Here is a 24,714-nt window from a genome sequence, read left to right as displayed (position 1 = left end):
CCCGGAGCCAGCACCTCCGCCACGAACCGCTCCAACTCCCCATTCAGCGCCGCCACCGCACCAAGATCCACACCACGATCACATCACAAGATCAACAACTCCTAACAAAGCCCTATCTATGTCCGTGAAGGGGCCCCTCACGGACGGTGGCGGGTCGTGAGGGGAACCCTGAGGGACTCTGAGTCCGTGAAGGTTCCCCTCACGGAAAGCGCAACGCCGAGGGGTCAGCCCAGGGATCGCGCGGCTGCGGTTGCTTGTCCGGCGTAGGACTGTCCGAACAGGACTGTGTGCACCAGGAGCGGGAAAAGCTGGTGCAGCGCGATTCGTTCCCGGTAGCCGTCCGCCAGCGGTGCGGCCTCGTTGTAGGCGGCCATGATCCGTTCCAGGTGCGGGCAGCCGAACAGGTGCAGCATCGCGAGGTCCGTCTCCCGGTGTCCGCCGTGCGCGGCTGGGTCGATCAGCACCGCTCCGTCGGCGTCCCACAGGACATTTCCGCTCCACAAATCCCCGTGCAGGCGGGCGGGAGGCTCTGCTGGGCCAGCTACAGACGGGATCCGTGCGCAGGCTCGCTCGAATACCGCAGTGTCGAGAATGTCGGCTGCCATTCGGACGTAGGGAAGGACTCGGTGCTCCGCGTACCACTCGGGCCACGACTCGCCCGGCGAGTTGCGCATCGGAGCGGTTCCGATCCACGCGTCCGTCAGGCCGTCCGGGGGAGGGGCGCCGAATGCTGGGGCTCCGGTCGAGTGCAGGCGGGCGAGGTTGCGGCCAAAGTCTTCCGCGTGGGATGGAGTGGTTTCGGTCACCCGGTCCAGCACCAGCCATGTGTCGTCCGCGCCGTGGACCCGGGGGATCCGCACTGCGTCTGCCGCGGCCAGCCAGCGCAGCCCGGCGGCCTCGGTCCGGGTCGCGGCTGGGGCGTGGCCGCGCTTCACCACTGCGTCGAAACGTTGGTGGCCGTCGGTCAATACGACCTCGCTGAGGGTGCCCGAGGGGGCTTGTGCGGCTGCCTCGAACCCGGTGAGCCGCGCCGCCGCCGCGGCCGGACCTTCGCTCTGCTGCCCGGAAACCACGTCCTCGACGTTACGGCCGCGCACCGGCGCGTGCTGATCGGCGCGGATGCGGCAGGTGCCCCGCAGCCGGACTTGTCAACCCTCTGGCCTAGACTCGGATATCCCGGTCAGCAGGTGACCGGGGCGGTCCCGAGGGACTGTCCGCCCCCATCGTTTACCGCTCGAGGAGAAGACCTTGAAGAGCACCGTCGAGCAGCTCAGCCCGACGCGAGTGAAGATCAATGTCGAGGTGCCGTTCGACGAGCTCAAGCCGAACTTCGACGCCGCGTACCGGAAGATCGCCCAGCAGGTGCGGGTCCCCGGTTTCCGTCCCGGCAAGGTCCCCGCTCGCGTCCTGGAAAGCCGGATCGGCCGCGCGCCGGTGCTCGACGAGGTCGTCAACGAGGCCATTCCGGCCAAGTACATCGAGGCCGTCCGCGCGGGCGAGGTCCGGACGCTCGGCCAGCCCGAGTTCGAGGTGACCAAGCTCGAGGACCGCGAGGTGCTGGAGTTCAGCGCCGAGGTCGACGTGCGGCCGGAGATCGAGCTGCCCGACCTCGCCGGCCTCGAGATCAGCGTCGACGACGTCGAGACCACCGACGAAGAGGTCGCCGAGCAGCTCGACGAGCTGCGCGCCCGCTTCGGCACCCTGACCGGCGTCGAGCGCGCGGCCCAGACCGGCGACTTCGTGTCGATCGACCTTTCGGCCAGCGTCGACGGCACGGCCGTCGAAGAGGCCTCCACCACCGGCCTGTCCTACGAGATCGGCTCCGGCCAGCTCGTGGACGGCATCGACGAGGCCATCGTCGGCGCGAGCGCCGGCGAGACCAAGGTGTTCACCACCAAGCTGGTCGCGGGCGAGTTCGCCGGCCAGGACGCCGAGGTCACCGTCACCGTGCAGTCGGTCAAGGAGCGCGAGCTGCCCGAGGCCGACGACGAGTTCGCCCAGCTGGCGAGCGAGTTCGACACGATCGACGAGCTGCGCGAGGACCTGCGCACCCGGCTCGGCCGCGTCAAGACGATGCAGCAGGGCGTCCAGGCGCGCGACAAGGTCCTCGAGATCCTCCTGGAGCGCACCGAGGTGCCGCTGCCGGAGAAGGTCCTCGAGGCCGAGATCGAGAACCGCAAGCACGACGCGATCCACCCGTTCGACCACGACGAGGCGCAGTTCGCCAAGGCGCTCGAGGCCGAAGGCCGCACCCTCGACGAGTTCGACGCCGAGGTCAAGGAAGAGTCGGAGAAGGCCGTCCGCACGCAGCTGCTGCTGGACACCATCGCCGACAAGGAGAAGACGTCGGTCAACGACGGCGAGCTCACCGAGCGGATCATCTACCAGGCGCAGCGCTTCGGCGTCAGCCCGGACGAGTACGTGCAGCGGGCCCAGCAGTCCGGCCAGCTGACCGCGATCTACGCCGACGTCCGCCGCGGCAAGGCGCTCGCCTCGGTCGTGCGCGGCACCACGGTGAAGGACGAGTCCGGGGCCGAGGTCGACCTCACTGAGCTGTTCGGCGCGGACGAAGAAGCCCCCGCCGAGGAGACCCAGGTCACCGAAGAAGCGGCGGCGACCCCCGCGGAGTAAAGCTGTAAGCGAACTTGGGCGGTGTCAGGCATTCTGCACCGCCCAAGTTCGTTAGGGTCGGTTGCAAGATCTCAAGCATCTGAACACGACAGCGGCGGCGCGGCTCTCACAGGCGGCCCCGTCGCCGGTGAAAAGGCAGGCAGACGTGAAGCAGCACATGCCCGAGGGGCGGACCGGCACCGCGGGGCTCAACCTCACCGACTCGGTGTTCGAGCGGTTGCTCCAGGAGCGCATCGTCGTTCTCGGCTCCGAGGTCAACGACGAGGTCGCCAACCGGCTCACCGCGCAGCTCCTGCTGCTCGACGCGGACGACTCCGAATCGGACATCCGGTTCTACATCAACTCGCCGGGCGGCTCCGTGACCGCCGGGTTCGCGATCTACGACACCATGCAGCTGATCAAGCCGGACGTCGCGACCTACGCGATGGGCATGGCGGCCTCGATGGGGCAGTTCCTGCTCTCGTCGGGCACCCCCGGCAAGCGCTACGCGCTCCCGCACGCTCGCATCCTGATGCACCAGCCGTCCGCGGGCGTCGGCGGCACCGCCTCCGACATCGCGATCCAGGCGGACCTGTTCAACAAGTGGAAGCAGGAGCTGGCGAAGATCACCGCCGAGCAGACCGGCCAGACCACCGAGCAGATCATCAAGGACGGCGACCGCGACCGCTGGTTCACCGCGCAGGAGGCGAAGGACTACGGCTTCGTCGACCACGTGCTGACCCGCGACAGCGGCCTGACCTCGAGCAACTGAGCCCGCAAGCGCACAGGAGAGCATCATGAGCAACTTCCGCCTCCCGGGTGACTTCCGGGCCCCGCAGACTCCCCAGTCGCGGTACATCCTCCCGTCCTACGTCGAGCGCACCAGCTACGGCGTGAAGGAGTCCAACCCGTACAACAAGCTGTACGAGGAGCGGACGATCTTCCTGGGCGTGCAGGTGGACGACGCGTCGGCCAACGACGTGATGGCCCAGCTGCTGCACCTCGAGCACGAGGACCCGGACCGCGACATCAGCATCTACATCAACTCCCCGGGCGGGTCGTTCACGTCGCTGATGGCGATCTACGACACCATGCAGTACATCCGCCCGGACATCTCGACCGTGTGCCTCGGCCAGGCCGCCTCGGCCGCCGCGGTGCTGCTGGCGGCGGGCACGCCGGGCAAGCGCATGGCGCTGCCGAACGCGCGCGTGCTGATCCACCAGCCGGCCACCGAGGGCACCTACGGGCAGGTCTCGGACCTGGAGATCCAGGCCAACGAGATCCAGCGCGTGCGCCGCCAGATGGAGGTCATCCTGGCGAAGCACACGAACAAGGAACCGGACGAGATCAAGGCCGACATCGAGCGGGACAAGATCCTCACCGCCGAAGAGGCCAAGGCCTACGGCCTGATCGACGAGGTGCTTCCGTACCGGAAGGCCTCGGCGAACTGACCGCGACGGGCCGGTGCGCGGCGAATCCGCGACGCGCACCGGTCCGCTGGTCTACTGTCGGTCGTCGACGTGCCCTATGGGGGTCGGGTGTTCCCGCCCGTGCCTTCGGGCGGGTACCGTCGGTGGCAATGCGTGTTGGTTCCGGGAACGACTGGCAGTCCCGGGGCCGCCATCCAGTTGTGCAGGTGCGCCCGCGCACCGGAGGGGACGAGGTCAACGACCATGGCACGGATCGGTGACGGCGGCGACCTGCTGAAGTGTTCTTTCTGCGGCAAGAGCCAGAAGCAGGTGAAGAAGCTCATTGCCGGGCCAGGGGTCTACATCTGCGATGAGTGCATCGACCTCTGCAACGAGATCATCGAAGAGGAGCTGGCCGAAGCCGGCGACGTGAAGCTCGACGAGCTCCCGAAGCCCGCCGACATCCACGAGTTCCTCGAGCAGTACATCATCGGCCAGGACGACGCGAAGAAGACGCTCGCGGTCGCGGTGTACAACCACTACAAGCGGATCCAGGCCGACGACAAGTCCGGCCCGAAGGACTCCAAGGACGAGCCGGTCGAGCTGGCGAAGTCCAACATCCTGATGCTCGGCCCCACCGGCTGCGGCAAGACCTATCTCGCGCAGACGCTGGCGAAGCTGCTGAACGTCCCGTTCGCGATCGCCGACGCCACCGCGCTCACCGAGGCGGGCTACGTCGGCGAGGACGTCGAGAACATCCTGCTGAAGCTGATCCAGGCGGCGGACTACGACGTCAAGCGCGCCGAGACCGGCATCATCTACATCGACGAGGTCGACAAGATCGCCCGCAAGAGCGAGAACCCGTCGATCACCCGCGACGTGTCCGGCGAGGGCGTGCAGCAGGCGCTGCTGAAGATCCTCGAGGGCACCACCGCGTCGGTGCCGCCGCAGGGCGGGCGCAAGCACCCGCACCAGGAGTTCATCCAGATCGACACCACGAACGTGCTGTTCATCGTCGCGGGCGCGTTCGCCGGGCTGGAAAAGATCATCAACGAGCGGGTCGGCAAGCGCGGCCTCGGCTTCGGCGCGGAGATCCGCACGAAGGCCGAGATCGAGGGCAGCGACGTGTTCTCCGACACCATGCCGGAGGACCTGATCAAGTTCGGGTTGATCCCGGAGTTCATCGGCCGGCTCCCGGTCGTGGCGACGGTGAACCACCTGGACAAGGAATCGCTCGTCTCGATCCTCACGCAGCCGCGCAACGCACTGGTGAAGCAGTACAAGAAGCTCTTCGAGATGGACAACGTCGAGCTGGAGTTCACCAAGACCGCGCTCGAGGCGATCGCGGACCAGGCTGTGCTGCGCGGCACCGGGGCTCGCGGCCTGCGCGCGATCATGGAGGAAGTCCTCCAGCCGGTGATGTACGACATCCCGAGCCGCGAGGACGTGGCGAAGGTCGTGATCACCGAGCAGACCGTGCGGGAGAACGTCAATCCCACGATCGTGGCTCGCCAGCCGTCCCGCCGCACCCGCAGCGAGCGCGGCGAAAAGTCGGCCTGACCCGGCGTTCGCCGGGCGTTAGCAGGAGTCGGCTGTCCGGGTGTCGGCGGCAGGCGCGATAATGGACAGGATGACAACCGTGCCGCTGACCGCACCCCGGGGGGACGAGACTGCCGACCCCGGCGAAGCGGTACCCGCCGAGACCGAGCCTTCCGCAGCGCCGGTCGTCGGCCTCGTGGAGCTGAGCGAACGGGTCGCCGCGTCCGTGCTGACGCGGTGCCCGTGGCTGCTCCGCGCGTCCGAGATCATGCTGGCGCTGTTCACGCTGGTGTGCCTGGTCGCGGTCGGCACCCGGCTGTCGGCGCTGCTGCTGCTGCCGGTCCCGCTGTTCGCGGTGTCGTGGCTGTTCCTGCGCCGCCTGCGGGGTTCGGAGACCCGGGCGCAGCAGCTGCGCTGGTCGCTGCTCATGGCGCTCGCGGCGATGGTCGGGTTCTGGGTGATGTCCGTCGTGGCCCGCTGGGTCTCGTGAGCGTTGATCCCGGTTAGAACCGTGGTGAACACTCACGAGACCGGAAGGCTCACACCTTCTGCCGCAAATGCTTCCCCAAGAACCCCACCATGCTGGGCACCGTAGTGCGGAAGAACGTGTCGCTGTGCTTCCCGTGCGCCGTATACCCAATGGCCGGGTGCGTCTCCGCGATATACCGCCGCACGCCCGTGATGAACGGATCCTCCGTACCGCAGTAAACCGCCGTCGGGATGCCCTGCAGCGCCGACTGGTGGCGCAGCGGATCCAACGACGTCCAGTCGGTCAGCCCGGTGAAAATGCGGCGTTTCGCCATCTCCGGCCACGACGTGATCAGCGCCGGGGCGACCGCGGCGACCGCGGCGGGCGGTTGGCGGCGTTCGGCTCGGCGGCGGGCGTAGAGCAGTGCTCCGAAGCCGCCCATCGAGACTCCGGCGCACGCGAACGGCAGGCCGTCCGTGCCGCCGAAGCCGCGGGCGCGCAGCCACTGCGGGACTTCTTCCAGCAGCATCGCCATCGGGTCGTCGCCGGGGTGGACCTGGTGCCAGTAGTTGTCGCCGCCGTCGACCGCGACGAAGCCGTACGCCGGGACGGCCTTGCGCGCGACGTCGCTGCCCAGTTGTTTCAGCAGGCCGCTCGGCGACGCGGAGCGCGCGGACCCGTGCAGGCCGTGCAGCATCAGCGACATCGGCAGACCGGCCGGCGGCTTTTTGCTCGGCAGCAGGAAAACGAGATCCACTTCGCGGCCGCGGGCGTGCGAGTAGACGCGTTCCACCCGCATGCTGCCCAGCTGCGTGACCGGCGTCGACGACGTGACGCCGAGTGCCCGCTGCATCGCTTGGTTGAACGGCACCACGCCGGTCGCGCTCCCCACCGCGAGCCCGGCGATGCCGAGGCCCGAGGCGCCCGCGATCAGCATGGACCGGCGGCTCACCCGCCTTCGGCCCTCAGTCTCCTCGCTCACCCAATCCCCCTCACCCATATAGCGTAAGACGTGGCGAAGGGACAAAACGTTGCCTTCAGAAGATCTTCACACGGTCGTTGTGACCAGACCCACGGACGCCCGGGCGGCGGCAGGGCTGTCTCCGAGCCCGACGACGAGCGTCACGCAGAGTGGCGAGAGCACCTCGGCCACCCCTCGGTCGCCCCGGCCGAAGTGGCCCAGCAGTTCGAGGGTGACATAGCCGTGGATCGCGCTCCAGATCTGTGAGGCGACGGACAGCGGATCGCCCTTGAGCCGTCCGGTCTCGATCGTGCGCGCGACGGCCGCGACCATGCCGCGGAACGACGCAGCGGCCTCGCTCTCCGGGTTGTCCTTCATCAAGTCGCCGACTGCCTGTCCGCGCGCGCCCGCTTCTCGGAACATCAGCGTGAACAGCTCCGGGTGCTCCACCGCGGTGCGGCGGTAGGCCAGCGCGAGGCCGTACAGATCGGCCACCGGATCGTCGCTCTGCCCGACCGTCGCCATGTTCGCGATCAGCCGCCGAAACCCTTCTCGCGCAACGGCTTCGGTGAGAGCGGCCATTCCGCCGAAGTGGGTGTAGACGGCCATCGTGGACGCGCCGATCTCGGCCGCCAGCTTGCGGGCCTGCAGCGCTTCCGCGCCGCCGTCGGCCAGCAGCCGGATCGCCGCCTCGACCAGTTCCGTCCGCGCGTGTTCGCCCCGAGTCCGCTCGCTCATGCTTGCCAGTATCCCATAACCCTGTTATACCGGTGACATAACCACGTTATGGACGGAGCGCGTGATGGGAAATCTCTTCCTCGAAGGCAACTTCGCGCCGGTCGAGCGCGAATACACGAGCACCCGGCTGACGGTGACCGGGCAGTTGCCCGACTATCTCGACGGCCGCTACCTGCGCAACGGGCCGAACCCGACCGACCCGGATCCGGAAACTCACCACTGGTTCATCGGCCGAGGCATGGTGCACGGCGTGCGGCTGCGCGACGGCCGGGCCGAGTGGTACCGCAGCCGCCGGGTCGGCACCGACGAGAGCGGTGCCAACACCAACGTCATCGGGCACGCCGGGCGCACGATCGCGCTAGTCGAGGGCGGGATGCCGCAATGGGAACTCAGCGAAGAGCTGGACACCCTGGGCGTCTGCGACTTCGACGGCACCCTCTCCGGGTACACCGCGCACCCGAAACGCGATCCGCGGACCGGTGAGCTGCACGCCGTCTCCTACCAATTCGGGCTGGGGAACAAGGTGCAGTACTCGGTGGTCGGCACCGACGGCCGGGCGCGCCGCACGGTCGACGTCGAAGTCACCGGAGCGCCGATGATGCACGACTTCTCGCTCACCGAACGGTATGTCGTGTTCTACGACCTGCCCGTCACCTTCGATCCGGACCAGGCCCCGGTGCCGGTCGACGTCCCCGATCCGCTGACCGCGCGCACCGGCCGCGGCGTGAGTTCCTTGCCGTACCGGTGGAATCCGGACTACCCGGCGCGCGTCGGCGTGATGCCGCGCGAGGGGGACAACAGCGACGTCCGCTGGTTCGACGTCGGCCAGTGCTACGTCTTCCACCCGCTCAACGCCTATGACGAGGACGACCGGATCGTGCTCGACGTCGTCCGGCACCCGAAGATGTTCGACCGCGCGCTGCACGGCCCGGCCGAAGGCGAGCCGACGCTCGACCGCTGGACCGTCGACCTCACGCTCGGCAAGGTCGTCGAGGAACGGATCGACGAGCACGGCCAGGAGTTCCCGCGGGTGGACGAGCGTTTGGTCGGCTTGCCGCACCGGTACGGCTACACGACGGCGCTCGACGACCGGTCTCGCAGCGTCGGCGCGGTGTACAAACACGACCTGCGCAAGGGTTCCGCGGACGCGCACCGGTTCGGTCCCGGCCGCGAACCGGGCGAGTTCGTGTTCGTTCCGTCCAGTGCGGACGCGGGCGAAGACGAGGGCGTGCTGATGGGCTACGTCTACGACGCGGCCGAGGCGCGCAGCGACCTCGTCCTGCTCGACGCGGGCACCCTCGAAACCGTTGCCGCGGTGCACCTGCCGGACCGGGTCCCGCACGGCTTCCACGGCAACTGGGTGCCCGCCGAAGCGTGATCAGGTGAGCAGCCGCTGGTCTCCGGTGTAGAGATTCATGCTGTCGCCGCGCAGGAAACCGATGAGCGTCATGCCGTTCTCCTCGGCCAGTTCGACCGCGAGCGACGACGGCGCGGACACCGCGGCGAGCAGTCCGATGCCGGCCATCGCGGCCTTCTGCACCAGCTCGAACGAGGCGCGGCCGGAGACCAGCAGCCCCAGGTCCGGGGCGGGGATCCGGCCCGCCTGCAGGGCCCAGCCGAGCACCTTGTCCACCGCGTTGTGCCGTCCGACGTCCTCGCGGACCACGACGAGCTGGCCGTCCGAAGTGAACAGTCCGGCGGCGTGCAGGCCGCCGGTGGACGAGAACACCTTTTGCTGTTCCCGCAACCGATCCGGCATCTGGGTGAGGACGTCGGTCTTCACGGTGAACTCGGACGCGCCGGGGGAGAACCGGCTGCGCAGCTTCACCGCGTCGAGCGCGGCCTTGCCGCAGACGCCGCACGACGAGGTGGTGTAGAAGTTCCGCTCGACGCCGGTGTCCGGCGGGGCGACTCCTTCGGCAAGTGCGATGTCGAGCACGTTGTAGGTATTGCGGCCTTGGTCGTCGACCCCGTCGCAGTAGCGCGCCACGGCGACGTCCTCACGCGACCCGAGCACGCCTTCGGACAGCAGGAAGCCGTGCGCGAGTTCGACGTCGTGGCCGGGCGTGCGCATTGTCACTGCCAGCGCCTTGCCGCCGACCCGCAGCTCCAACGGCTCCTCGGCGGCCAGCGAGTCCGGCCGGCGCCGTTCGCCGGTCGCGGAGATCCGCCGTACCGGCCGCCGTACCGTCACTCTGCCCATCGCCTGCTCCACTCGTCCCGGTTGTCGTCTTCGGCGTCGATTCTTGGTGTCATCGACAAGACATTCTCAAGTCATTCGACAGTCATCCGGCGCAACGCCGAGGATCTGGTAAACCATTCCCAGCACCTCGTCACTGTTGGGAGGAGACCGCCGATGGCTGTCCCCGGCTTCCTTGCCCGTTCCCGCATCGTCGCACCGCCTGGCTGGACCCGCTGGCTCGTGCCGCCGGCTGCGCTGTCCATCCACCTGTCGATCGGCCAAGCCTACGCGTGGAGCGTCTTCAAGACGCCGCTGGAGAAGACCCTGGGACTGTCCGGCACGCAATCCGGGCTGCCGTTCCAGCTCGGCATCGTGATGCTGGGCCTGTCCGCCGCGTTCGGCGGCACCCTCGTCGAGAAGAACGGCCCGCGCTGGGCCATGACCGTCGCCACGATCTGTTTCTCCGCCGGGTTCCTGCTCGCCGCGCTCGGCGTCGCGACCGGACAGTTCTGGCTCGTGGTGGCCGGTTACGGCGGCGTCGGGGGCATCGGTCTCGGCATCGGCTACATCTCACCGGTGTCGACGCTGATCAAGTGGTTCCCGGACCGGCCGGGGATGGCGACCGGGATCGCGATCATGGGCTTCGGCGGCGGCGCGCTGATCGCGTCGCCGTGGTCGTCGGCGATGCTCGGCGCCTCGCCCACGACCGGCGACATCGCGACGGCGTTCCTGATCCACGGGATCGTGTACGCGGTGTTCATGACGATGGGCGTGCTGATCGTCCGGGTTCCGGCCGACGACTGGCGTCCGGCGGGCGCGGTCAAGCAGGCCGCGGCGAAACCGATGATCTCCACGGCGAACGTCTCGGCGGCGAACGCCTTGAAGACGCCGCAGTTCTGGTGTCTCTGGATTGTCTTGTGCCTCAACGTGACCGCGGGCATCGGCATCCTGGAGAAGGCCGCGCCGATGATCACCGACTTCTTCAAGGGCACCTCGGCCCCGGTCGGCACCGCGTCCGCCGCCGGGTTCGTCGCGCTGCTCTCGCTGACCAACATGCTGGGCCGGTTCGTCTGGTCGTCCGCCTCGGATCTGGTGGGGCGCAAGAACATCTACCGGTTCTACCTCGGCGTCGGCGCGTTGCTGTACCTCGTGATCGCGTTGACCACGAACGGGTCGAAGCTCGTCTTCGTGCTGTGCGCGATGCTGATCCTCTCCTTCTACGGCGGCGGATTCTCGACGCTCCCGGCGTACCTCAAGGACCTGTTCGGCACCTACCAGGTCGGTGCGATCCACGGCAGGCTGCTGACCGCGTGGTCCGCGGCGGGCGTGCTCGGGCCGCTGATCGTGGACGGGATCGCGGACAGCCAGAAGGCCGCGGGCAAGACCGGGCCGGACCTCTACCAGCTGTCGTTCTGGATCATGATCGGCCTGCTGGTGGTCGGGTTCGTCGCGAACGAATGCGTGCGACCGGTGAAGGAGAAGTTCCACGAGCCGACCGGTCAGACCGCGGTGGGGAGTGAAGCCTGATGACCAGTGCCGAGGGCCGTTCCAACGGCCGGACCGTCCTGCTGGCGATCGCCTGGCTGTGGGTGCTCGCCCCGTTCGCCTACGGCGTGGTCGAGCTGGTCCGGAAGGTGGTCGTGCTGTTCGGCGGCTGAGCCGCATGCCGCGGGAAATAAGCACTGGACAAATGGTCAAGAGTCGTTGACCATTGTCCCCATGACTGGGGACGACCAGGCGGGCTACGTCCCGCCCCAAGAATCTGTCCAGGTGAAGACGACCGATCAGCTGCGCGCGGTGAGCAACGTCGTGCGGCACCGCGTGCTCGCGGTGCTGCGCGACGGACCCGCGACGATCACACAGGTCGCCGAGCAGCTGGACATCGCCAAAGGCAGTTCCAGCTACCACATGCGGGTGCTGGAGCGGGCCGGGCTCGTGCACGTCGTGCGCACGCGGAAGGTGCGCGGCGTGCTGGAGCGCTACTACGCGCACGTCGGCAAGAGCATCGAGCTGCCCGAACCCGCGGCCGGACAGCGGGATGTGCTGATGCAGCACGCGATCAACGACCTGTCGACCGCGCCCGAGGACTCGCACCGGTTCGTCCGGATGCAGCACACGCGGATCAGCGAGACGCAGTTCGAGGAGTTCGAGCGCCGGTTGGCCGAACTCCTCGACGACCTTCGGGACGCACGCGACGCCGACGAGGCAGCCGCCACGGTCGCGGTCGCGTTCTTCCGTCCGGGGCCGGGTGCGGCCAGATGACCAAACCGAAGATGCCGCCCGCGTTCAGTCGCTTGTGGACAGCCGCGACGGTCAGTTCTCTCGGCGACGGCGCGTATTCCGCTGCGTTGCCGCTGCTGGCACTGCTGCTGGACAGCGATCCGCTGGTGGTCAGCCTGGTGACGGCGGCGGTGCTCGCGCCGTATCCGGTGGCCGGGTTGTTCGCCGGCGCCCTGGTCGACCGCTGGGACCGGCGGCGGACAATGTGGATCGCGGACCTGGCGCGGGCAGTGTTGCTGCTGCTCACGGTGGCCGCGGGCGCGTTCGGCTGGCTCAGCATTCCGGTCCTGCTCGCAGTGGCGTTCCTGCTCGGCACCGGCACGCTGTTCTTCGACACCGCCGCGCAGGCGTACCTGCCGGATTTGCTCGAGCGGGACCAGACTTTGCTCCGCCGGGCCAACGGTTACCTGCGCGGGGCGTCCACCGCCGCCGGGCAGTTCACCGGACCGCCGATCGGGAGTTTCCTTTTCGCGGTGGGAAGAACGCTGCCGTTCGCGGTGAACGCGGTGACCTATGTGGCCAGTGCGGTGCTGATCCGGACGCTGCCGCCCGCGCTGGTGCCGGAGCGTGCGCCGGGGCGCTCGGTGTGGGCGGACGCGAAAGAGGGGTTCGGTTACGTCGTCAAGGATCGGCTGCTGCTCGGCCTCGCTCTGCGGCCCGCGGTCGGCAACCTGGCGTTCGGCGCCTTCGGGGCGGTGCTGGTGGTTTTCGCGAAGGACGCGCTGGGTTTGCACTCCGCCGGATACGGTTTCCTGCTCGCCGTGGAAGCCGTCGGGGGGTTGGTGGGCGCGATGGTGCTCGCCGGACCGCTGGAGAAATGGCTCGGGACCGGGACCGCGCTCACCGTGACCGCAGTGGTCGAGGGTGGTGCAGTGCTGGTGTTCGGCCTGGCCCAGAGTCCGTGGCTCGCCGGGGCGATGTTCGCACTGTGCGGCTGCGCGATGGCGACGACCATGGTGCTCGGCGGTTCGCTGCGACAGGTCGTGGTCCCGGCGCGGTTGATGGGCCGGGTCGCCGCGGCGTCGCGCCTGGTCTCAGCCTCGGCCGCACCAGCGGGCGCCGTACTGGGCGGCTGGCTCGCCGCGACGGCCGGAGTGCGGGTGCCGTACGTGGCGGCTTCCGTAGTGCTGGTGTCGATGACCGTGGTGACGATGAGCATGACTAGCAACAAGCGGATCGACGAGGCGCTCGCCCGGGCGAAAGAGGCTATCCCAGTCGCATAAAAGCCACGGCGGCGAAGAGGATCGGGAACACCAAGGTGAGCGGGCAAACCGTGAGCCACACGCGGCGCGCTGGTCGTTTCGGCTGGCCCAGCGAAGCGACCAGCGCGCCGATTCCGGCCGCGACCGGCAGTGCGAAAAGCCCCCACTGCGCGAAGGAGGCGAGCAGGATGACTCTGAGCACGACCGGCAAGCTCAGCTCTTTCGAGCCAGCCGTCACTCCGACCGCGAGCCCGCAGAGCACCAAAGCGCTGACCAGGAACGCGCCCGCGCCGTGCATTGCGCCGGTGAGCGCGAGGCGTGCTTGGGTCGGTTCGCTCGGGTCCGGGTCCACGCAAGGATCCTGGCAGGTCGGGAAGCGCGGCGGATGCGTGGAACTACTCGGTTCGGATGCGGCCGAGCAGGCTGTCCCGCGCGGACTCCACGTGGTGTTCGGCCACCCGGGCCAACCGTCCCCGGTCTCCGGCGCGAATCAACTCCGCCAGTTCCCGGTGCTCGGCGACCACCCGGGCCCGGTAATGCTCTTGTCCCAGCGAAATCCGCTGCAGCTGGAACAGGAACACCTGCGATCGCACGGCTTCCCACGCCTCGGTGAGACGTCCGTTGGCCGCCGCCGCGTAAACGCGGTCGTGGAATGCGATGTCCAGCGCCAGCAGTCGCGGGCCGTCCGCATTCGTGCGGACGGCCGTCGCCAACTCCGCAACTAGCGCGTCCAGTTCGTCGAGATCCTCGGCGGTCGCAGTGGTGCGTGCGGTGACCGCGGCGAGTCGGTCGAGGGCGGCGCGGACCGAGTAGACCTCTTCGACGTCCGCGGCGGTCACCTCGACCACCGTGGTCGGCCGATGCCAGCCGCAGCGGACCAGGCCTTCTCGGGCGAGCTGGGCGATGCCCTCGCGCACTGAACCGCGGCTGATCTCCAATGACGCGGCCAATTCGACCTCGCGCAGGGGCGCGCCGGGCCGGAAATGGCCGGCGAAGATCGCTTCGCGCACCCGGTCGGCGGCCTCGTCGGCGAGCCCGCGGCGCGCCGCCTTCCTCAGGGGGGTGACTTCCACGTCCTAATGTTGACATTCAGACATCGGCCAGTCAACGTGAAGAGACCGATCCCCGCGCCGAAGGAGTGCCTCATGGCCGTCCGTCCTGCCTTCCACCTGGCCATACCGGTCGACGACCTGCCGAAGGCGCGCGAGTTCTACGGCGGCGTGCTCGGGCTGGCGGAGGGGCGCTCGGCGGACGCGTGGGTCGACTGGAACTTCCGCGGCCACCAGGTCGTCACGCACGTGGTCCCGGGCGCTCGCGCGGAAGCGGGCCGCAATCCGGTCGACGGGCACGACGTGCCGGTGCCGCATTTCGGGCTGGTTCTCGACGTCGACAGCTTCCACGAGCTGGCCGGACGGCTGCGCGCCGCGAACACCGAGTTCGTGATCGAGCCGTACCAGCGGTTCGCCGGAGAGCCGGGGGAGCAGTGGACGATGTTCCTGCACGACCCGGCCGGGAACGCGCTGGAGTTCAAGGCTTTCCGCGACGAGACGCAGTTGTTCGCGAAATGAACGTCCTCGTCACCGGAGCCTCGCGCGGGATCGGCCGCGCCATCGCCGTCGCCTTCGCCACCAGGGGCGACCGGGTCGCTGTCCACTGTGGATCCAACCGGGATGCCGCGCGCAAGACGCTCGAGGCGCTGCCCGGTTCCGGACACGTCCTCGTGTCCGGCGATCTCGGCAACCCGGATGCCGCGCAGTGGATCGCCGACGTGGCCGAGGAACAGCTCGGCGGCGTCGACGTGCTGGTCAACAACGCCGCGGTCGGGACCACTCCGGCCACTCGCACGCCGATCGGCGAAATGTCCTATGCGGACTGGCAGGAGGCGTGGCGGCGCACGCTGGACGTCAACCTTCTCGGCGCGGCCAACGTGTCCTTCCACGTCGCCCGCCATCTCATCGCGCGCGGCGTGCCCGGCCGGATCGTGAACATCGGGTCGCGCGGGGCGTTCCGCGGCGAACCTGAATACCTTGCGTACGGCGCGAGCAAGGCAGCGCTGCACTCGTTCGGCCAATCGCTGGCGGTGCAGCTGGCCCCGCACGGCATTTCGGTCACCTCGGTGGCTCCGGGTTTCACCGCGACCGAGCGCGTCGCCGACCGGGTCACCGACGAGGTGCGGGAGCAGAGCCCGTTCGGCCGGGTCGCCGAACCGGAGGAGATCGCCGAAGCGGTGGTGTTCCTGGCCTCGTCGGAGACGCCCTGGGCGTCCGGCTCGATCTTGGACATGAACGGCGCGTCGCACCTGCGCTGAGTTGTGAGCTGTGTCACGAATGCAGCAAATCGGGGCCGCCGGACGTCCAGAGGGGCGTGCGGATCGCAGGGAAAGTTATCGCCGGCACGCTGTCGATGGTGGTGTTCGCCGGCACGGCCTACGGGTTCTCGACGCTGTCGGCGCTCGACGACATCACGCGCAGCGACGTCATCGGCGGCGGATCGGTGGACGAAGGCCAGAAGCACGCCGACGGGGCGCTGGACATCCTGTTGGTCGGCCGGGACTCGCGCAAGGGCCCGGACGGGCAGATGCTGCCGCAGAGCACGCTGGACGAACTGCGCGCGGGCGCGAACGGCGACGACCTCACCGACACGTTGATCGTGCTGCGGATCCCGGACGGGCAGCAGGAGGTCAAAGCGTTCTCCATCCCGCGCGACTCGTACGTCTCCATGCCCGGCGGGAAAGGCAAGATCAACGCCGCGTTCGGCCGGGGCAAGGCGGCCGAGTCGTCGAAACTGCGTGCGGCCGGGGAAACCGACAAGGACAAGATCGAGCAGGACTCGATGACCGCGGCGCGCAAGTCGACGCGGCAGGCGGTCGAGGATCTCACCGGGGTCACCATCGACCACTACGCCGAGGTCAACCTGCTGAGCTTTTCCGAGATCAGCAAGGCCGTCGGCGGGGTCGAAGTGTGCCTGAAGAAGGCCACCAAGGACGAGAACTCGGGCGCGGACTTCCCGGCGGGCAAACAGCGGCTCTCCGGCGGCGCCGCGCTCGCTTTCGTGCGGCAGCGCGACAATCTGCCCGGCACCGACTTCGGCCGGATGCGGCGGCAGCAGGTGTTCCTCGCCGCGATGGCGCACCAGGTGCTCTCGGCCGGGACGCTCGCCGATCCGGGCAAGCTGAGCGATCTCATCGACGCGGTGAAGCGGTCGGTGGTGCTGGACCAGTCGTGGAACATCCTGGACTTCGTCAGCAAGATGCGCGGAGTGTCCGGCGGCGGCATCCAGTTCACGACGGTCCCCGTGGTGAACCCGGACTACCGGTACGACAAATCCCATCCCACGGCGACCGCGGTGCAGGTGGATCCGGCGCAGGTGAAAGCGTTTGCGGCCGGACTGATCGGCGCGGCGCCGCCCGCCGCGCCGCCTGGTGCGCCGAAGGCGTCGGTGGAGATTTCCAACGCCGGTGGGGCCTCGGGCCTCGCGGCGCGGGTCGCGGATGTGCTGAAGGGCAAGGGATTCGCCGCGACCGCGGAGGGAAACGCGCCGTCGCAGCGGACGTCGATCGTGCGCTACCCGGCCGCGCTCGCCGCCGAAGGCGCGGAGGTGGCGAAGGAGCTGGGCGGACTGTCCATTAAGGAATCGGCGGACGTTCCGGCGGGGCATATCCAGGTGGTGCTGGGGAAGGTCTACTCGGGACCGGGGGTGTCGGACGGCGGGTCTTCGGTCGGGGTGCCGGTGAAGTCCGACCAGCCGCAGCCCGTGACTTCGGACGGGGACAACTGCATCGACTGAGGTCGTGAGTGGCGGTCACGGTTAGAACCGGGACCGCCACTCACGAGCTGATCACGCGTGGTTGTGCGGCTCCAACCGAATCACCACGGCCTTCGACACCGGCGTATTCGACTTCTCCGCAACAGAATCCAACGGCACCAACGCATTAGCCTCCGGGAAATACGCCGCCGCACACCTCCGAGCCGTCGGATAAGCCACCGCCCGGAAGCTGGGTGCCCGCCGGTCCCCGTCCCGCCATTCCGAGACCAGATCCACGATCTCCCCGTCCGCAACCCCCAGCGCGGCCAGGTCGTCCGGGTGCACGAACACGACCCGGCGCCCGTCCTCAATCCCGCGATACCGGTCCGACAGCCCGTAAATCGTCGTGTTGTACTGGTCGTGGCTGCGCAGCGTCTGCAGCAGCAACCGCCCCTCCGGAATCTCCGGATACTCCAGCTCCGACACCGTGAACGTGCCCTTGCCGGTCGCCGTGCCGGTGAATTCCCGCGAGTCGCGCGGCGCGTGCGGCAGCACGAAACCGTCCGGTTCACGGACGCGCTGGTTGTAGTCGTGGCATCCGGGCACCACGGCGGCGATGCGGTCGCGGATCAGGTCGTAGTTCTTCTCGAACGACCGCCACGGCACCGAGTGGTCCGCGCCGAGCAGCCGCTCCGCCAAGCGGCACACGATGGCGACCTCGGACAGCAGTTCCTCGCTCGCCGGAGCCAGCCGGCCGCGCGAGGCGTGTACCTGCGACATCGAGTCCTCGACGGTCACGAACTGCCGTCCGGATTCCTGCTCGTCGCGTTCGGTGCGGCCGAGCGTCGGCAGGATCAGCGCGGTGCGGCCGGGGACGACGTGCGAACGGTTGAGTTTCGTCGAGACGTGCACGGTCAGCGAGCACGACCGCAGCGCGTCCGCGGTCCGGTCCGAATCCGGGGTGGCGGAGGCGAAGTTGCCGCCCATCGCGAAGAACACCTTGCCTCGGCCGTCGAGCATCGCGCGGATCGAGTCGACGGTGTCCCAGCCGTGGTCGCGCGGCACGGTGATGCCGAACTCGCGGTCGAGCGCGTCCATGAACGGCTCGGGCATCTTCTCCCACACGCCCATGGTGCGGTCGCCTTGCACGTTCGAGTGGCCGCGCACCGGGCACAGGCCCGCGCCCGGCTTGCCGATCATCCCGCGCACCAGCGCCAGGTTCACGACCTCGGCGATCGTCGGCACCGCGTGCTTGTGCTGGGTCAGCCCCATCGCCCAGCAGTAGATCGTGCGCTCGGACGTCGCGATCATCCGCGCGATGTGCTCGATCTGCTCGCGGGGCAGGCCGGTCGCCTTCTCGGTCTCCGGCCAGTCGATCTCGCGCAGCTGCTTGGCCCAGTCCTCGAAGCCGTGCGTGGACTTCTCCACGAACTCGCGGTCCACAATGGACCCCGGCGCGGCGTCCTCCCACTGCAGCAGCAGATGCCCGACCGCCTGGAACAGCGCCAGGTCGCCGCCGAGCCGGATCTGCGCGAACTCGTCGGCCAGCGGCGTGCCCTTGCCGACGACGCCGCGCACGTTCTGCGGGTTCTTGAACCGCATCAGCCCGGCCTCGGGCAGCGGGTTGACCGCGACGACCTTCGCGCCGTTGCCCTTCGCCTGCTCCAGCGCGGACAGCATCCGCGGGTGGTTCGTGCCCGGGTTCTGCCCGACGACCACGATCAGGTCGGCCTGGTGGATGTCGGCCAGCGACACCGATCCCTTGCCGATGCCGGTGGTCGCCGACAGCGCCGCGCCGGACGATTCGTGGCACATGTTCGAGCAGTCCGGCAGGTTGTTCGTGCCGTACGCGCGCACCAGCAGCTGGTACACGAACGCGGCCTCGTTGCTGGTGCGGCCGGAGGTGTAGAAGATCGCCTCGTCCGGGCTCGGCAGGGCGCGGAGTTCGTCGGCGATCAGGCCGAACGCGTCGTCCCAGGAGATCGGCTCGTAGTGCGAGGCGCCCTCGCGCAGCACCATCGGCTCGGTGAGCCGGCCCTGCTGGCCCAGCCAGTAGTCAGTGCGCTCGTTCAGCTCCGACACCGGGTTCGCGGCGAAGAACTCACGGCCGACGCGTCGTTTCGTCGCCTCCTCGGCGACCGCCTTCGCGCCGTTCTCGCAGAACTCCGCGAACTTCCGCTTCTCGCCGTCGACCTGCCTCGGCTCGGGCCACGCGCAACCCGGGCAGTCGAAGCCGTCCCGCTGGTTCAGCAGCCGCAGCGTGCGCGCGGTGCGGACCGGACCCATCTGCTCCACCCCGCGCGCGAGCGAAACCGCGACTCCCGGGATTCCGGCCGCCCAGCCTTTCGGCTTGCCTACCTCAAGGCGGGCTTCGTCCACGTCACCAGTCGGAGCTTCGCGAGTCATGCGAACATCGTCCGCCTTGGCGCCCGCGAACCCAAGGCGGGGGTCGTCACATCGCCGCCTGCCGGTTCCGTTCGCGGCGCTCGGCCCGCAGCAGAGCGCGGTCCGCGGCGGTCACGATCAGCAGCAACCCGCTGGTCACGATGAGCACGACGGCCAGCCGGTGCAGTCCGCCGGAGTCGGCGTGCCCGCCATAGCACTGGGCGATGACCGTGGCCGCGACTATCGCGCCGAGGTATTGCGCGGTCCGGAAGAGCCCGCTCGCGGTGCCCATCGTCTCGGCTGGCGTCTCGCGGTAGAGCGTCGTCTGGTTGGCGACGCTGGTGAGCCCTTGCGCCAGACCGAACAACGCGGCGAGCACGAGCAGCCAGATCAGCGCGGTGCCGTCGTTCACGAACAGCAGCGCGACCGAGCCAGCCAGAAGCGCGAGACCGACCAGCAGCAGCCGAAGCCGGACGCCCGTCGGCCGGCCGGACAGCGCGGCCGCGCCCACCGCGACCCCGGACATCGGCAGGAGCAGCAATCCGGCGGCGGATTCGGCGAACCCGCGGGCCTCTTCGAGCCACTGCACGTAGCCGAACATAATCGTGTAGATCGCCAGGAAACTCAGCGCCTGCCGCAAATACGTGCGCAGGACCGGGCCGTTCGCGGCGAGCATCCGCAGGTCGATGAACGGCTTCCGGGCGCGGAGTTCCACTCGAACGAACAGCGCGCCGAGCGCGATCGCCGCGGCCAGCAGCCACAGATCGCCGATGCCGGGCGCCATCAGGTAGCACAGCAAAACCAGCAGCGCGGCGGAAAACAGCGCGATCCCGGCGACGTCGATCCGCTCGGTCGGCTTCTCGGTCGGAGTGTCCTTCGGCACCCACAGCAGCGTCAGGACCAGCGAAATGCCAGCCAGCGGCAGGTTCACCGCGAAGATCGCCGGCCAGCCGAAGAGCGCGATGAGCACGCCGCCGAGCGTCGGGCCGATCACCATGACCGTCTGCGCGGACATCGCCAGCACCGACAACACCCGCGCCGGCACGCCTTCGCCGATCTCGTCGGCGCGCCGCCGCAGCACCGCCATCGCCGCCGGGAATCCGGCGCAGGTTCCGATGCCGAGCACCGCCCGTACGCCAGTAAGCCATTCGACCGAGATCGGGATCATCCCGGCGATCCCGGCCACCATCACCACGGACGCGCCGCCGAGCAGCACGCGCCGCGCGCCATAGCGGTCGACGAGCAGTCCGACGACCGGTTGCCCGACCGCGGTGGCCAGGTACAACGAGGAAATCAGCCAGGCCGTGCGGCCCGGTCCTGCGCCGAAGGCCTGTCCGATCGGGACGAGCGCGACAGCGATTAGCGTGGAGTTGATCGGGTTCAGCACGGCGCTCGCGACCAGCGGGGTCACCAGGCGCGCGCCGAAGCGGGATTTCGCGGGGGCGGTCGCGGTGTTCGTCGGGGCTCCTCAGGTTTAAGGGGTCAGCGCTGGGCGATCCGCTGCAGCAAGGGCAGCGCGCGCCGGACCGTTTCGAGTTCGTCGTCGGTCAATTCGTCGGCCAGTGCGGCGGCGAGCCATTCGTCGCGGTGCTGCCGGATCCCGATGACGGTCTTGGCGCCGAGATCGGAGAGCGAAATCACGACGCGCCTGCCGTCGGCGGGATCGCGCGTGCGGCTCAGGTAGCCGAGCGTGTCGAGCACGCCGAGCGTCGCGGCCATGGACTGCTGCCGGACGTGCTCCGCGGCGGCGAGTTCCGCCTGGGTCCCGGGACCTTCCCGATGCAGCCGGTTGAGCACGGCGGTCTGGGTCGGCGTGAGGATCTCGGCGTTGTCGACCTGCCGCAACCTGCGATGCAACTGGCCGACGACGCCGCGGATCCAACCGGCGGACTCGGCTACGTGCGGCGGGACGGACGGGTGCTCGGACATAAGCACAGTCTAGCCTGTTGAGTCCAGGCTGTGCATCCTTGGCCGTAAAGCCGTGAAGGGCTCCTTGAGGGAATCTGATTCCCTCAAGGAGCCCTTCACGGACTTCGGGCTAGAGCGGCTGGCTGCTGGTCTCCGAGGAGGAGCCGAGCCCCAGGATGTACCCGACCTTCTCGTCGTTCACCCCGATCGGCTGAACCTGGTGCACCACGATCGCCGCCGCGAGCAGCAGCACCAGGCCGACGATCGCGGCCACGCCCGGCCACCGGCTCGGGGCCGCGCCGCCGCGGCCGTACGCCGGGGCGGGGGCGCTGCGGCGTTCGCGCTTGCGCCGCTTCTTCATGTCCTTCTTGGCGCCGAGCCACGCGTCCCGCTGGGCGTGCTTGCGCCACTCCGGGTCCATGAGGTCCGGATGGGTTTCCATCCGGTCGTCCGGATCCTCCGGCCGAGTCATCGGCGCACCGCCTTTCCCCCTGCGTAACCCCGCCGCGGCGGGTTCGTAGACTTGTCCATTGTGACCGAGAACGCTCCGCAGCAGAAAACCGACCTTCCGGGTGCCTGGGACCCGGCCGCCGAGGAAGCCCCGATGTACGACCGCTGGGTAGCGGCCGGGTACTTCACGGCCGACGCTTCGTCGGAGAAGCCGCCGTTCTCGATCGTACTGCCGCCGCCGAACGTGACCGGCAGCCTGCACATGGGCCACGCGCTCAACCACACCCTGATGGACGCGATGAGCCGCCGCCGCCGGATGCAGGGCTACGAGGTGCTGTGGCTGCCGGGCATGGACCACGCGGGCATCGCGACGCAGAACGTCGTCGAGCGCCAGCTGGCCGGCGAGGGCCTGTCGCGCCACGACCTGGGCCGCGAGAAGTTCGTCGAGCGCGTCTGGGAGTGGAAGGCCGAGTACGGCGGCAAGATCCTCGGCCAGATGAAGCGGCTCGGCGACGGGGTCGACTGGTCCCGCGAGCGCTTCACCATGGACGAGAACCTGTCCAAGGCCGTCCAGACGGTGTTCAAGAACTTCTACGACGCCGGCCTGATCTACCGCGCCGAGCGGATCATCAACTGGTGCCCGCGCTGCCAGACGGCGCTGTCGGACATCGAGGTCGACCACAGCGACGACGACGGCGAACTCGTGTCGATCCGCTACGGCGACGGCGACGCCTCGATCGTCGTGGCCACCACGCGCGCCGAGACGATGCTGGGCGACACCGCCGTGGCCGTGCACCCGGACGACGAGCGCTACGCGCACCTGGTCGGCACCGAGATCGAGCTGCCGCTGACCGGCCGGAAGATCCCGGTGGTCGCGGACCGGCACGTCGACCCGGAGTTCGGCACCGGCGCGGTCAAGGTGACCCCGGCGCACGACCCGAACGACTTCGAGATCGGCCGCCGCCACGACCTGCCGATGCTGACCGTGATGAACGAGCGCGCCGAGGTCACCGTGCCCGGTCCGTTCGAGGGCCTCGACCGGTTCGAGGCGCGCCCCGCGGTGGTCGCCGCGCTGCGCGAGCAGGGCCGGATCGTCGCGGAGAAGCGGCCGTACGTGCACGCGGTCGGGCACTGCTCCCGCTGCGACACGGTCGTGGAGCCGCGGCTGTCGCTGCAGTGGTGGGTCAAGGTCGCCGAGCTGGCCCAGGCGGCCGGCGACGCGGTGCGCGACGGGCGTACCAAGATCCACCCGGCCGAACTGGAGAAGCGGTACTTCGACTGGGTCGACAACATGCACGACTGGACGATTTCGCGACAGTTGTGGTGGGGGCACCGGATCCCGGTCTGGTACGGGCCGGACGGCGAAGTCGTGTGCGTGGGGCCGGACGAGCAGCCGCCGTCCGGCGAAGGTTGGACGCAGGATCCGGACGTGCTCGACACGTGGTTCTCGTCGGGGCTGTGGCCGATGTCGACTCTGGGCTGGCCGGACGAGACCGCGGATCTGGCGAAGTTCTATCCGACCAGCGTGTTGTCCACCGGGTACGACATTCTTTTCTTCTGGGTTGTCCGGATGATGATGTTCGGCGTGCAGCAGATGGACGGGCGGCAGCCGTTCGACCATGTTTACCTGCACGGGCTCATCCGGGACGCCAACGGCAAGAAGATGTCCAAGTCGCGGGGGAACGTCATCGACCCGCTGGAGTGGATGGACGCTTACGGGGCGGACGCCACTCGGTTCACTCTTGCTCGCGGGGCCAATCCGGGTACGGACATGGCGCTGGCGGACGAGTGGGCCGCCGGGTCGCGGAACTTCTGCACGAAGCTGTGGAATGCCAGCAAGTTCGCGATGATGAACGGGGCTACGGCCGAGGGCTCGCTGCCGGATGCCGGCGAGCTGACGGAGTCGGATCGGTGGATTCTCGGGCGGCTCGCTGCCCTGGTGTCCGAAGTGGACGGGTTGTTCGAGGACTTCCAGTTCGCCAAGGTCGCCAATGCGCTGTACCAGTTCACGTGGAACGAGTTGTGCGACTGGTATTTGGAGCTGGCCAAGGTTCAGCTGTACCAAGGGGATTCCGCGCGGGTTGAGGCTACGCGGAAGGTGCTTGGGCATGTGCTGGACACGGTGCTGCGGCTGCTGCACCCGTTCGTTCCGTTCGTCACCGAGAAGCTGTGGACTGCCTTGACTGGTGGCGAGTCGTTGGTGATCGCGGCTTGGCCCACGGCGGTTGAGGGGTATGCGGATCCGGTCGCGGACGCTCGGGTTGCTGATGTGCAGAAGCTGATTACCGAGATTCGGCGGTTCCGGGCTGATCAAGGGCTGAAGCCGGGGCAGAAGGTTGCTGCCCGGTTGGCTGGGGAGGCGTTCCCGGCTGGTCACTCCGACGCGATTCGCTCGCTGGTTCGGCTTACTGAGCCGGAGGACGGGTTCTCGGTCAGTGCTTCGTTGGAAGTGGCGTTGGCTGGTGGCGTGGTGACTGTGGAGTTGGATACTTCCGGGACCATTGACGTTGCTGCTGAGCGGAAGCGGTTGGAGAAGGATCTTGGTGCTGCGCGGAAGGAATTGGCGCAGACTGAGGGGAAGTTGGGGAATGAGGCGTTTATTGCCAAGGCGCCGGAGCAGGTGATCGAGAAGATCAAGGTGCGGCGGGAGACTGCGGTGGCTGATATTGGGCGGATTGAGGCTCGGTTGGCTGCGTTGCCTGCTTCCTGAGGGCGGGGCGGCTCGTCGCCTGGTGGCGACATTGCGCCCGTTGTTGCGGCGGGGCACCCCGAAGCTGATTGTGACTACGGCGCGGGGGTGCTTGTCAAGGCGGGAAAGATGCCTTGACAAGCACCCC

At 68.7% G+C, this 24,714-nt stretch carries 24 protein-coding genes; 14 read left to right on the top strand and 10 right to left on the bottom strand.

Features of this window, described 5'->3' with window-relative positions:
* Positions 1 to 224: 224 nt before the first annotated feature.
* Positions 225 to 1,097, bottom strand: coding sequence for a fructosamine kinase family protein (locus D0D37_RS39095; RefSeq protein WP_244223832.1), 873 nt, complete (start codon positions 1,095 to 1,097; stop codon positions 225 to 227).
* A gap of 151 nt (positions 1,098 to 1,248) precedes the next feature.
* On the opposite strand from D0D37_RS39095, the gene tig reads away from it, so the two are divergent.
* From tig to D0D37_RS39070, 5 genes are all read left to right on the top strand, one after another.
* Positions 1,249 to 2,631 (top strand): trigger factor, encoded by a 1,383-nt coding sequence (gene tig / locus D0D37_RS39090; protein ID WP_116205616.1) that lies wholly within the window; start codon positions 1,249 to 1,251, stop codon positions 2,629 to 2,631.
* A gap of 145 nt (positions 2,632 to 2,776) precedes the next feature.
* Positions 2,777 to 3,382 carry a ClpP family protease gene (locus tag D0D37_RS39085; RefSeq protein ID WP_067595252.1) on the top strand — a complete coding sequence of 202 codons (606 nt, stop codon included), beginning with the start codon at positions 2,777 to 2,779 and terminating at the stop codon, positions 3,380 to 3,382.
* Between the two features lie 25 nt (positions 3,383 to 3,407).
* The gene (locus D0D37_RS39080) at positions 3,408 to 4,061 is read left to right on the top strand and encodes an ATP-dependent Clp protease proteolytic subunit (protein WP_009081146.1); all 654 of its coding nucleotides are present in this window, start codon (positions 3,408 to 3,410) and stop codon (positions 4,059 to 4,061) included.
* Positions 4,062 to 4,283: 222 nt separating this feature from the next.
* On the top strand, positions 4,284 to 5,579 hold the full coding sequence (gene clpX / locus D0D37_RS39075) for an ATP-dependent Clp protease ATP-binding subunit ClpX (protein WP_037813853.1): 1,296 nt from the start codon (positions 4,284 to 4,286) through the stop codon (positions 5,577 to 5,579).
* Positions 5,580 to 5,649: 70 nt separating this feature from the next.
* A complete protein-coding gene (locus tag D0D37_RS39070) occupies positions 5,650 to 6,048 on the top strand; it encodes a hypothetical protein (RefSeq protein WP_244223831.1) in 399 nt (132 codons plus the stop codon).
* A 49-nt stretch (positions 6,049 to 6,097) separates the two neighbouring features.
* On the opposite strand, the gene D0D37_RS39065 is transcribed toward D0D37_RS39070, so the two are convergent.
* Together D0D37_RS39065 and D0D37_RS39060 are read right to left on the bottom strand one after the other, a co-directional pair.
* On the bottom strand, positions 6,098 to 7,027 hold the full coding sequence (locus D0D37_RS39065) for an alpha/beta hydrolase (RefSeq protein ID WP_116205614.1): 930 nt from the start codon (positions 7,025 to 7,027) through the stop codon (positions 6,098 to 6,100).
* 48 nt (positions 7,028 to 7,075) lie between these two features.
* On the bottom strand, positions 7,076 to 7,726 hold the full coding sequence (locus D0D37_RS39060) for a TetR/AcrR family transcriptional regulator (RefSeq protein ID WP_116205613.1): 651 nt from the start codon (positions 7,724 to 7,726) through the stop codon (positions 7,076 to 7,078).
* A 64-nt stretch (positions 7,727 to 7,790) separates the two neighbouring features.
* Between D0D37_RS39060 and D0D37_RS39055 the strand changes: the two genes are divergently transcribed.
* The gene (locus D0D37_RS39055; protein ID WP_116205612.1) at positions 7,791 to 9,104 is read left to right on the top strand and encodes a carotenoid oxygenase family protein; all 1,314 of its coding nucleotides are present in this window, start codon (positions 7,791 to 7,793) and stop codon (positions 9,102 to 9,104) included.
* Here D0D37_RS39055 and fdhD read toward each other — a convergent pair whose 3' ends face one another.
* Positions 9,105 to 9,929 (bottom strand): formate dehydrogenase accessory sulfurtransferase FdhD, encoded by an 825-nt coding sequence (gene fdhD / locus D0D37_RS39050; RefSeq protein WP_116205611.1) that lies wholly within the window; start codon positions 9,927 to 9,929, stop codon positions 9,105 to 9,107. It lies immediately after the preceding gene.
* A gap of 153 nt (positions 9,930 to 10,082) precedes the next feature.
* Here fdhD and D0D37_RS39045 point away from each other — a divergent pair, with 153 nt between their 5' ends.
* From D0D37_RS39045 to D0D37_RS39035, 4 genes are all read left to right on the top strand, one after another.
* Complete coding sequence (locus tag D0D37_RS39045; protein ID WP_116205610.1) at positions 10,083 to 11,435, top strand: OFA family MFS transporter; 1,353 nt, start codon at positions 10,083 to 10,085, stop codon at positions 11,433 to 11,435.
* Positions 11,435 to 11,566, top strand: a complete 132-nt coding sequence (locus D0D37_RS48555; protein WP_279630354.1) for an MFS transporter small subunit — start codon at positions 11,435 to 11,437, stop codon at positions 11,564 to 11,566. Before D0D37_RS39045 ends, D0D37_RS48555 begins: the two co-directional genes overlap by 1 nt.
* Positions 11,567 to 11,627: 61 nt before the next feature.
* The gene (locus D0D37_RS39040; protein WP_116205609.1) at positions 11,628 to 12,170 is read left to right on the top strand and encodes an ArsR/SmtB family transcription factor; all 543 of its coding nucleotides are present in this window, start codon (positions 11,628 to 11,630) and stop codon (positions 12,168 to 12,170) included.
* Positions 12,167 to 13,411: an MFS transporter gene (locus D0D37_RS39035; RefSeq protein WP_116205608.1), complete on the top strand. Its 1,245-nt coding sequence runs from the start codon at positions 12,167 to 12,169 to the stop codon at positions 13,409 to 13,411. The genes D0D37_RS39040 and D0D37_RS39035 overlap by 4 nt, the downstream gene beginning before the upstream one ends.
* Here the strand turns inward: D0D37_RS39035 and D0D37_RS39030 are convergent.
* Together D0D37_RS39030 and D0D37_RS39025 are read right to left on the bottom strand one after the other, a co-directional pair.
* Entirely contained in the window at positions 13,395 to 13,742 is a 348-nt protein-coding gene (locus tag D0D37_RS39030) for a hypothetical protein (RefSeq protein ID WP_244223830.1), read from the bottom strand. The genes D0D37_RS39035 and D0D37_RS39030 overlap by 17 nt on opposite strands.
* 43 nt (positions 13,743 to 13,785) lie before the next feature.
* Positions 13,786 to 14,463, bottom strand: a complete 678-nt coding sequence (locus D0D37_RS39025; protein ID WP_116205607.1) for a GntR family transcriptional regulator — start codon at positions 14,461 to 14,463, stop codon at positions 13,786 to 13,788.
* A gap of 72 nt (positions 14,464 to 14,535) precedes the next feature.
* Here D0D37_RS39025 and D0D37_RS39020 point away from each other — a divergent pair, with 72 nt between their 5' ends.
* The 3 genes from D0D37_RS39020 to D0D37_RS39010 are packed head-to-tail and all read left to right on the top strand — an operon-like array spanning position 14,536 to position 17,176.
* On the top strand, positions 14,536 to 14,958 hold the full coding sequence (locus D0D37_RS39020) for a VOC family protein (protein ID WP_116205606.1): 423 nt from the start codon (positions 14,536 to 14,538) through the stop codon (positions 14,956 to 14,958).
* Positions 14,955 to 15,698 carry an SDR family NAD(P)-dependent oxidoreductase gene (locus tag D0D37_RS39015; RefSeq protein ID WP_116205605.1) on the top strand — a complete coding sequence of 248 codons (744 nt, stop codon included), beginning with the start codon at positions 14,955 to 14,957 and terminating at the stop codon, positions 15,696 to 15,698. The genes D0D37_RS39020 and D0D37_RS39015 overlap by 4 nt, the downstream gene beginning before the upstream one ends.
* 56 nt (positions 15,699 to 15,754) lie before the next feature.
* Positions 15,755 to 17,176: an LCP family protein gene (locus tag D0D37_RS39010; RefSeq protein ID WP_116205604.1), complete on the top strand. Its 1,422-nt coding sequence runs from the start codon at positions 15,755 to 15,757 to the stop codon at positions 17,174 to 17,176.
* Positions 17,177 to 17,227: 51 nt separating this feature from the next.
* Here D0D37_RS39010 and D0D37_RS39005 read toward each other — a convergent pair whose 3' ends face one another.
* The 4 genes from D0D37_RS39005 to D0D37_RS38990 form a co-directional block, all read right to left on the bottom strand.
* On the bottom strand, positions 17,228 to 19,540 hold the full coding sequence (locus D0D37_RS39005; RefSeq protein WP_116205603.1) for an FdhF/YdeP family oxidoreductase: 2,313 nt from the start codon (positions 19,538 to 19,540) through the stop codon (positions 17,228 to 17,230).
* A 46-nt stretch (positions 19,541 to 19,586) separates the two neighbouring features.
* Positions 19,587 to 20,930, bottom strand: a complete 1,344-nt coding sequence (locus tag D0D37_RS39000; RefSeq protein ID WP_162834701.1) for an MFS transporter — start codon at positions 20,928 to 20,930, stop codon at positions 19,587 to 19,589.
* A gap of 71 nt (positions 20,931 to 21,001) precedes the next feature.
* On the bottom strand, positions 21,002 to 21,448 hold the full coding sequence (locus D0D37_RS38995) for a MarR family winged helix-turn-helix transcriptional regulator (RefSeq protein ID WP_116205602.1): 447 nt from the start codon (positions 21,446 to 21,448) through the stop codon (positions 21,002 to 21,004).
* Positions 21,449 to 21,557: 109 nt separating this feature from the next.
* Entirely contained in the window at positions 21,558 to 21,899 is a 342-nt protein-coding gene (locus tag D0D37_RS38990; protein WP_116205601.1) for a hypothetical protein, read from the bottom strand.
* Between the two features lie 60 nt (positions 21,900 to 21,959).
* On the opposite strand from D0D37_RS38990, the gene D0D37_RS38985 reads away from it, so the two are divergent.
* Positions 21,960 to 24,587, top strand: coding sequence for a valine--tRNA ligase (locus D0D37_RS38985; RefSeq protein ID WP_116205600.1), 2,628 nt, complete (start codon positions 21,960 to 21,962; stop codon positions 24,585 to 24,587).
* The last annotated feature ends 127 nt before the right edge of the window (positions 24,588 to 24,714 follow it).

Source organism: Amycolatopsis circi, from assembly GCF_003385235.1.
Classification (GTDB): Bacteria; Actinomycetota; Actinomycetes; order Mycobacteriales; family Pseudonocardiaceae; genus Amycolatopsis; species Amycolatopsis circi.
The sequence above is the reverse complement of the archived record's forward strand: the minus strand, read 5'-3'. Positions and strand labels throughout refer to the sequence as shown.

Bases quoted from the DNA above. Each gene is read 5' to 3' on its own strand.
- D0D37_RS39080 (WP_009081146.1), top strand. From the start codon at position 3,408: ATGAGCAACTTCCGCCTCCCGGGTGACTTCCGGGCCCCGCAGACTCCC.
- clpX (WP_037813853.1), top strand. From the start codon at position 4,284: ATGGCACGGATCGGTGACGGCGGCGACCTGCTGAAGTGTTCTTTCTGC.
- D0D37_RS39070 (WP_244223831.1), top strand. From the start codon at position 5,650: ATGACAACCGTGCCGCTGACCGCACCCCGGGGGGACGAGACTGCCGAC.
- D0D37_RS39065 (WP_116205614.1), bottom strand. From the start codon at position 7,027: ATGGGTGAGGGGGATTGGGTGAGCGAGGAGACTGAGGGCCGAAGGCGG.
- D0D37_RS39060 (WP_116205613.1), bottom strand. From the start codon at position 7,726: ATGAGCGAGCGGACTCGGGGCGAACACGCGCGGACGGAACTGGTCGAG.
- D0D37_RS39055 (WP_116205612.1), top strand. From the start codon at position 7,791: ATGGGAAATCTCTTCCTCGAAGGCAACTTCGCGCCGGTCGAGCGCGAA.
- fdhD (WP_116205611.1), bottom strand. From the start codon at position 9,929: ATGGGCAGAGTGACGGTACGGCGGCCGGTACGGCGGATCTCCGCGACC.
- D0D37_RS39045 (WP_116205610.1), top strand. From the start codon at position 10,083: ATGGCTGTCCCCGGCTTCCTTGCCCGTTCCCGCATCGTCGCACCGCCT.
- D0D37_RS48555 (WP_279630354.1), top strand. From the start codon at position 11,435: ATGACCAGTGCCGAGGGCCGTTCCAACGGCCGGACCGTCCTGCTGGCG.
- D0D37_RS39040 (WP_116205609.1), top strand. From the start codon at position 11,628: ATGACTGGGGACGACCAGGCGGGCTACGTCCCGCCCCAAGAATCTGTC.
- D0D37_RS39035 (WP_116205608.1), top strand. From the start codon at position 12,167: ATGACCAAACCGAAGATGCCGCCCGCGTTCAGTCGCTTGTGGACAGCC.
- D0D37_RS39020 (WP_116205606.1), top strand. From the start codon at position 14,536: ATGGCCGTCCGTCCTGCCTTCCACCTGGCCATACCGGTCGACGACCTG.
- D0D37_RS39015 (WP_116205605.1), top strand. From the start codon at position 14,955: ATGAACGTCCTCGTCACCGGAGCCTCGCGCGGGATCGGCCGCGCCATC.
- D0D37_RS39005 (WP_116205603.1), bottom strand. From the start codon at position 19,540: ATGACTCGCGAAGCTCCGACTGGTGACGTGGACGAAGCCCGCCTTGAG.
- D0D37_RS38995 (WP_116205602.1), bottom strand. From the start codon at position 21,448: ATGTCCGAGCACCCGTCCGTCCCGCCGCACGTAGCCGAGTCCGCCGGT.
- D0D37_RS38990 (WP_116205601.1), bottom strand. From the start codon at position 21,899: ATGACTCGGCCGGAGGATCCGGACGACCGGATGGAAACCCATCCGGAC.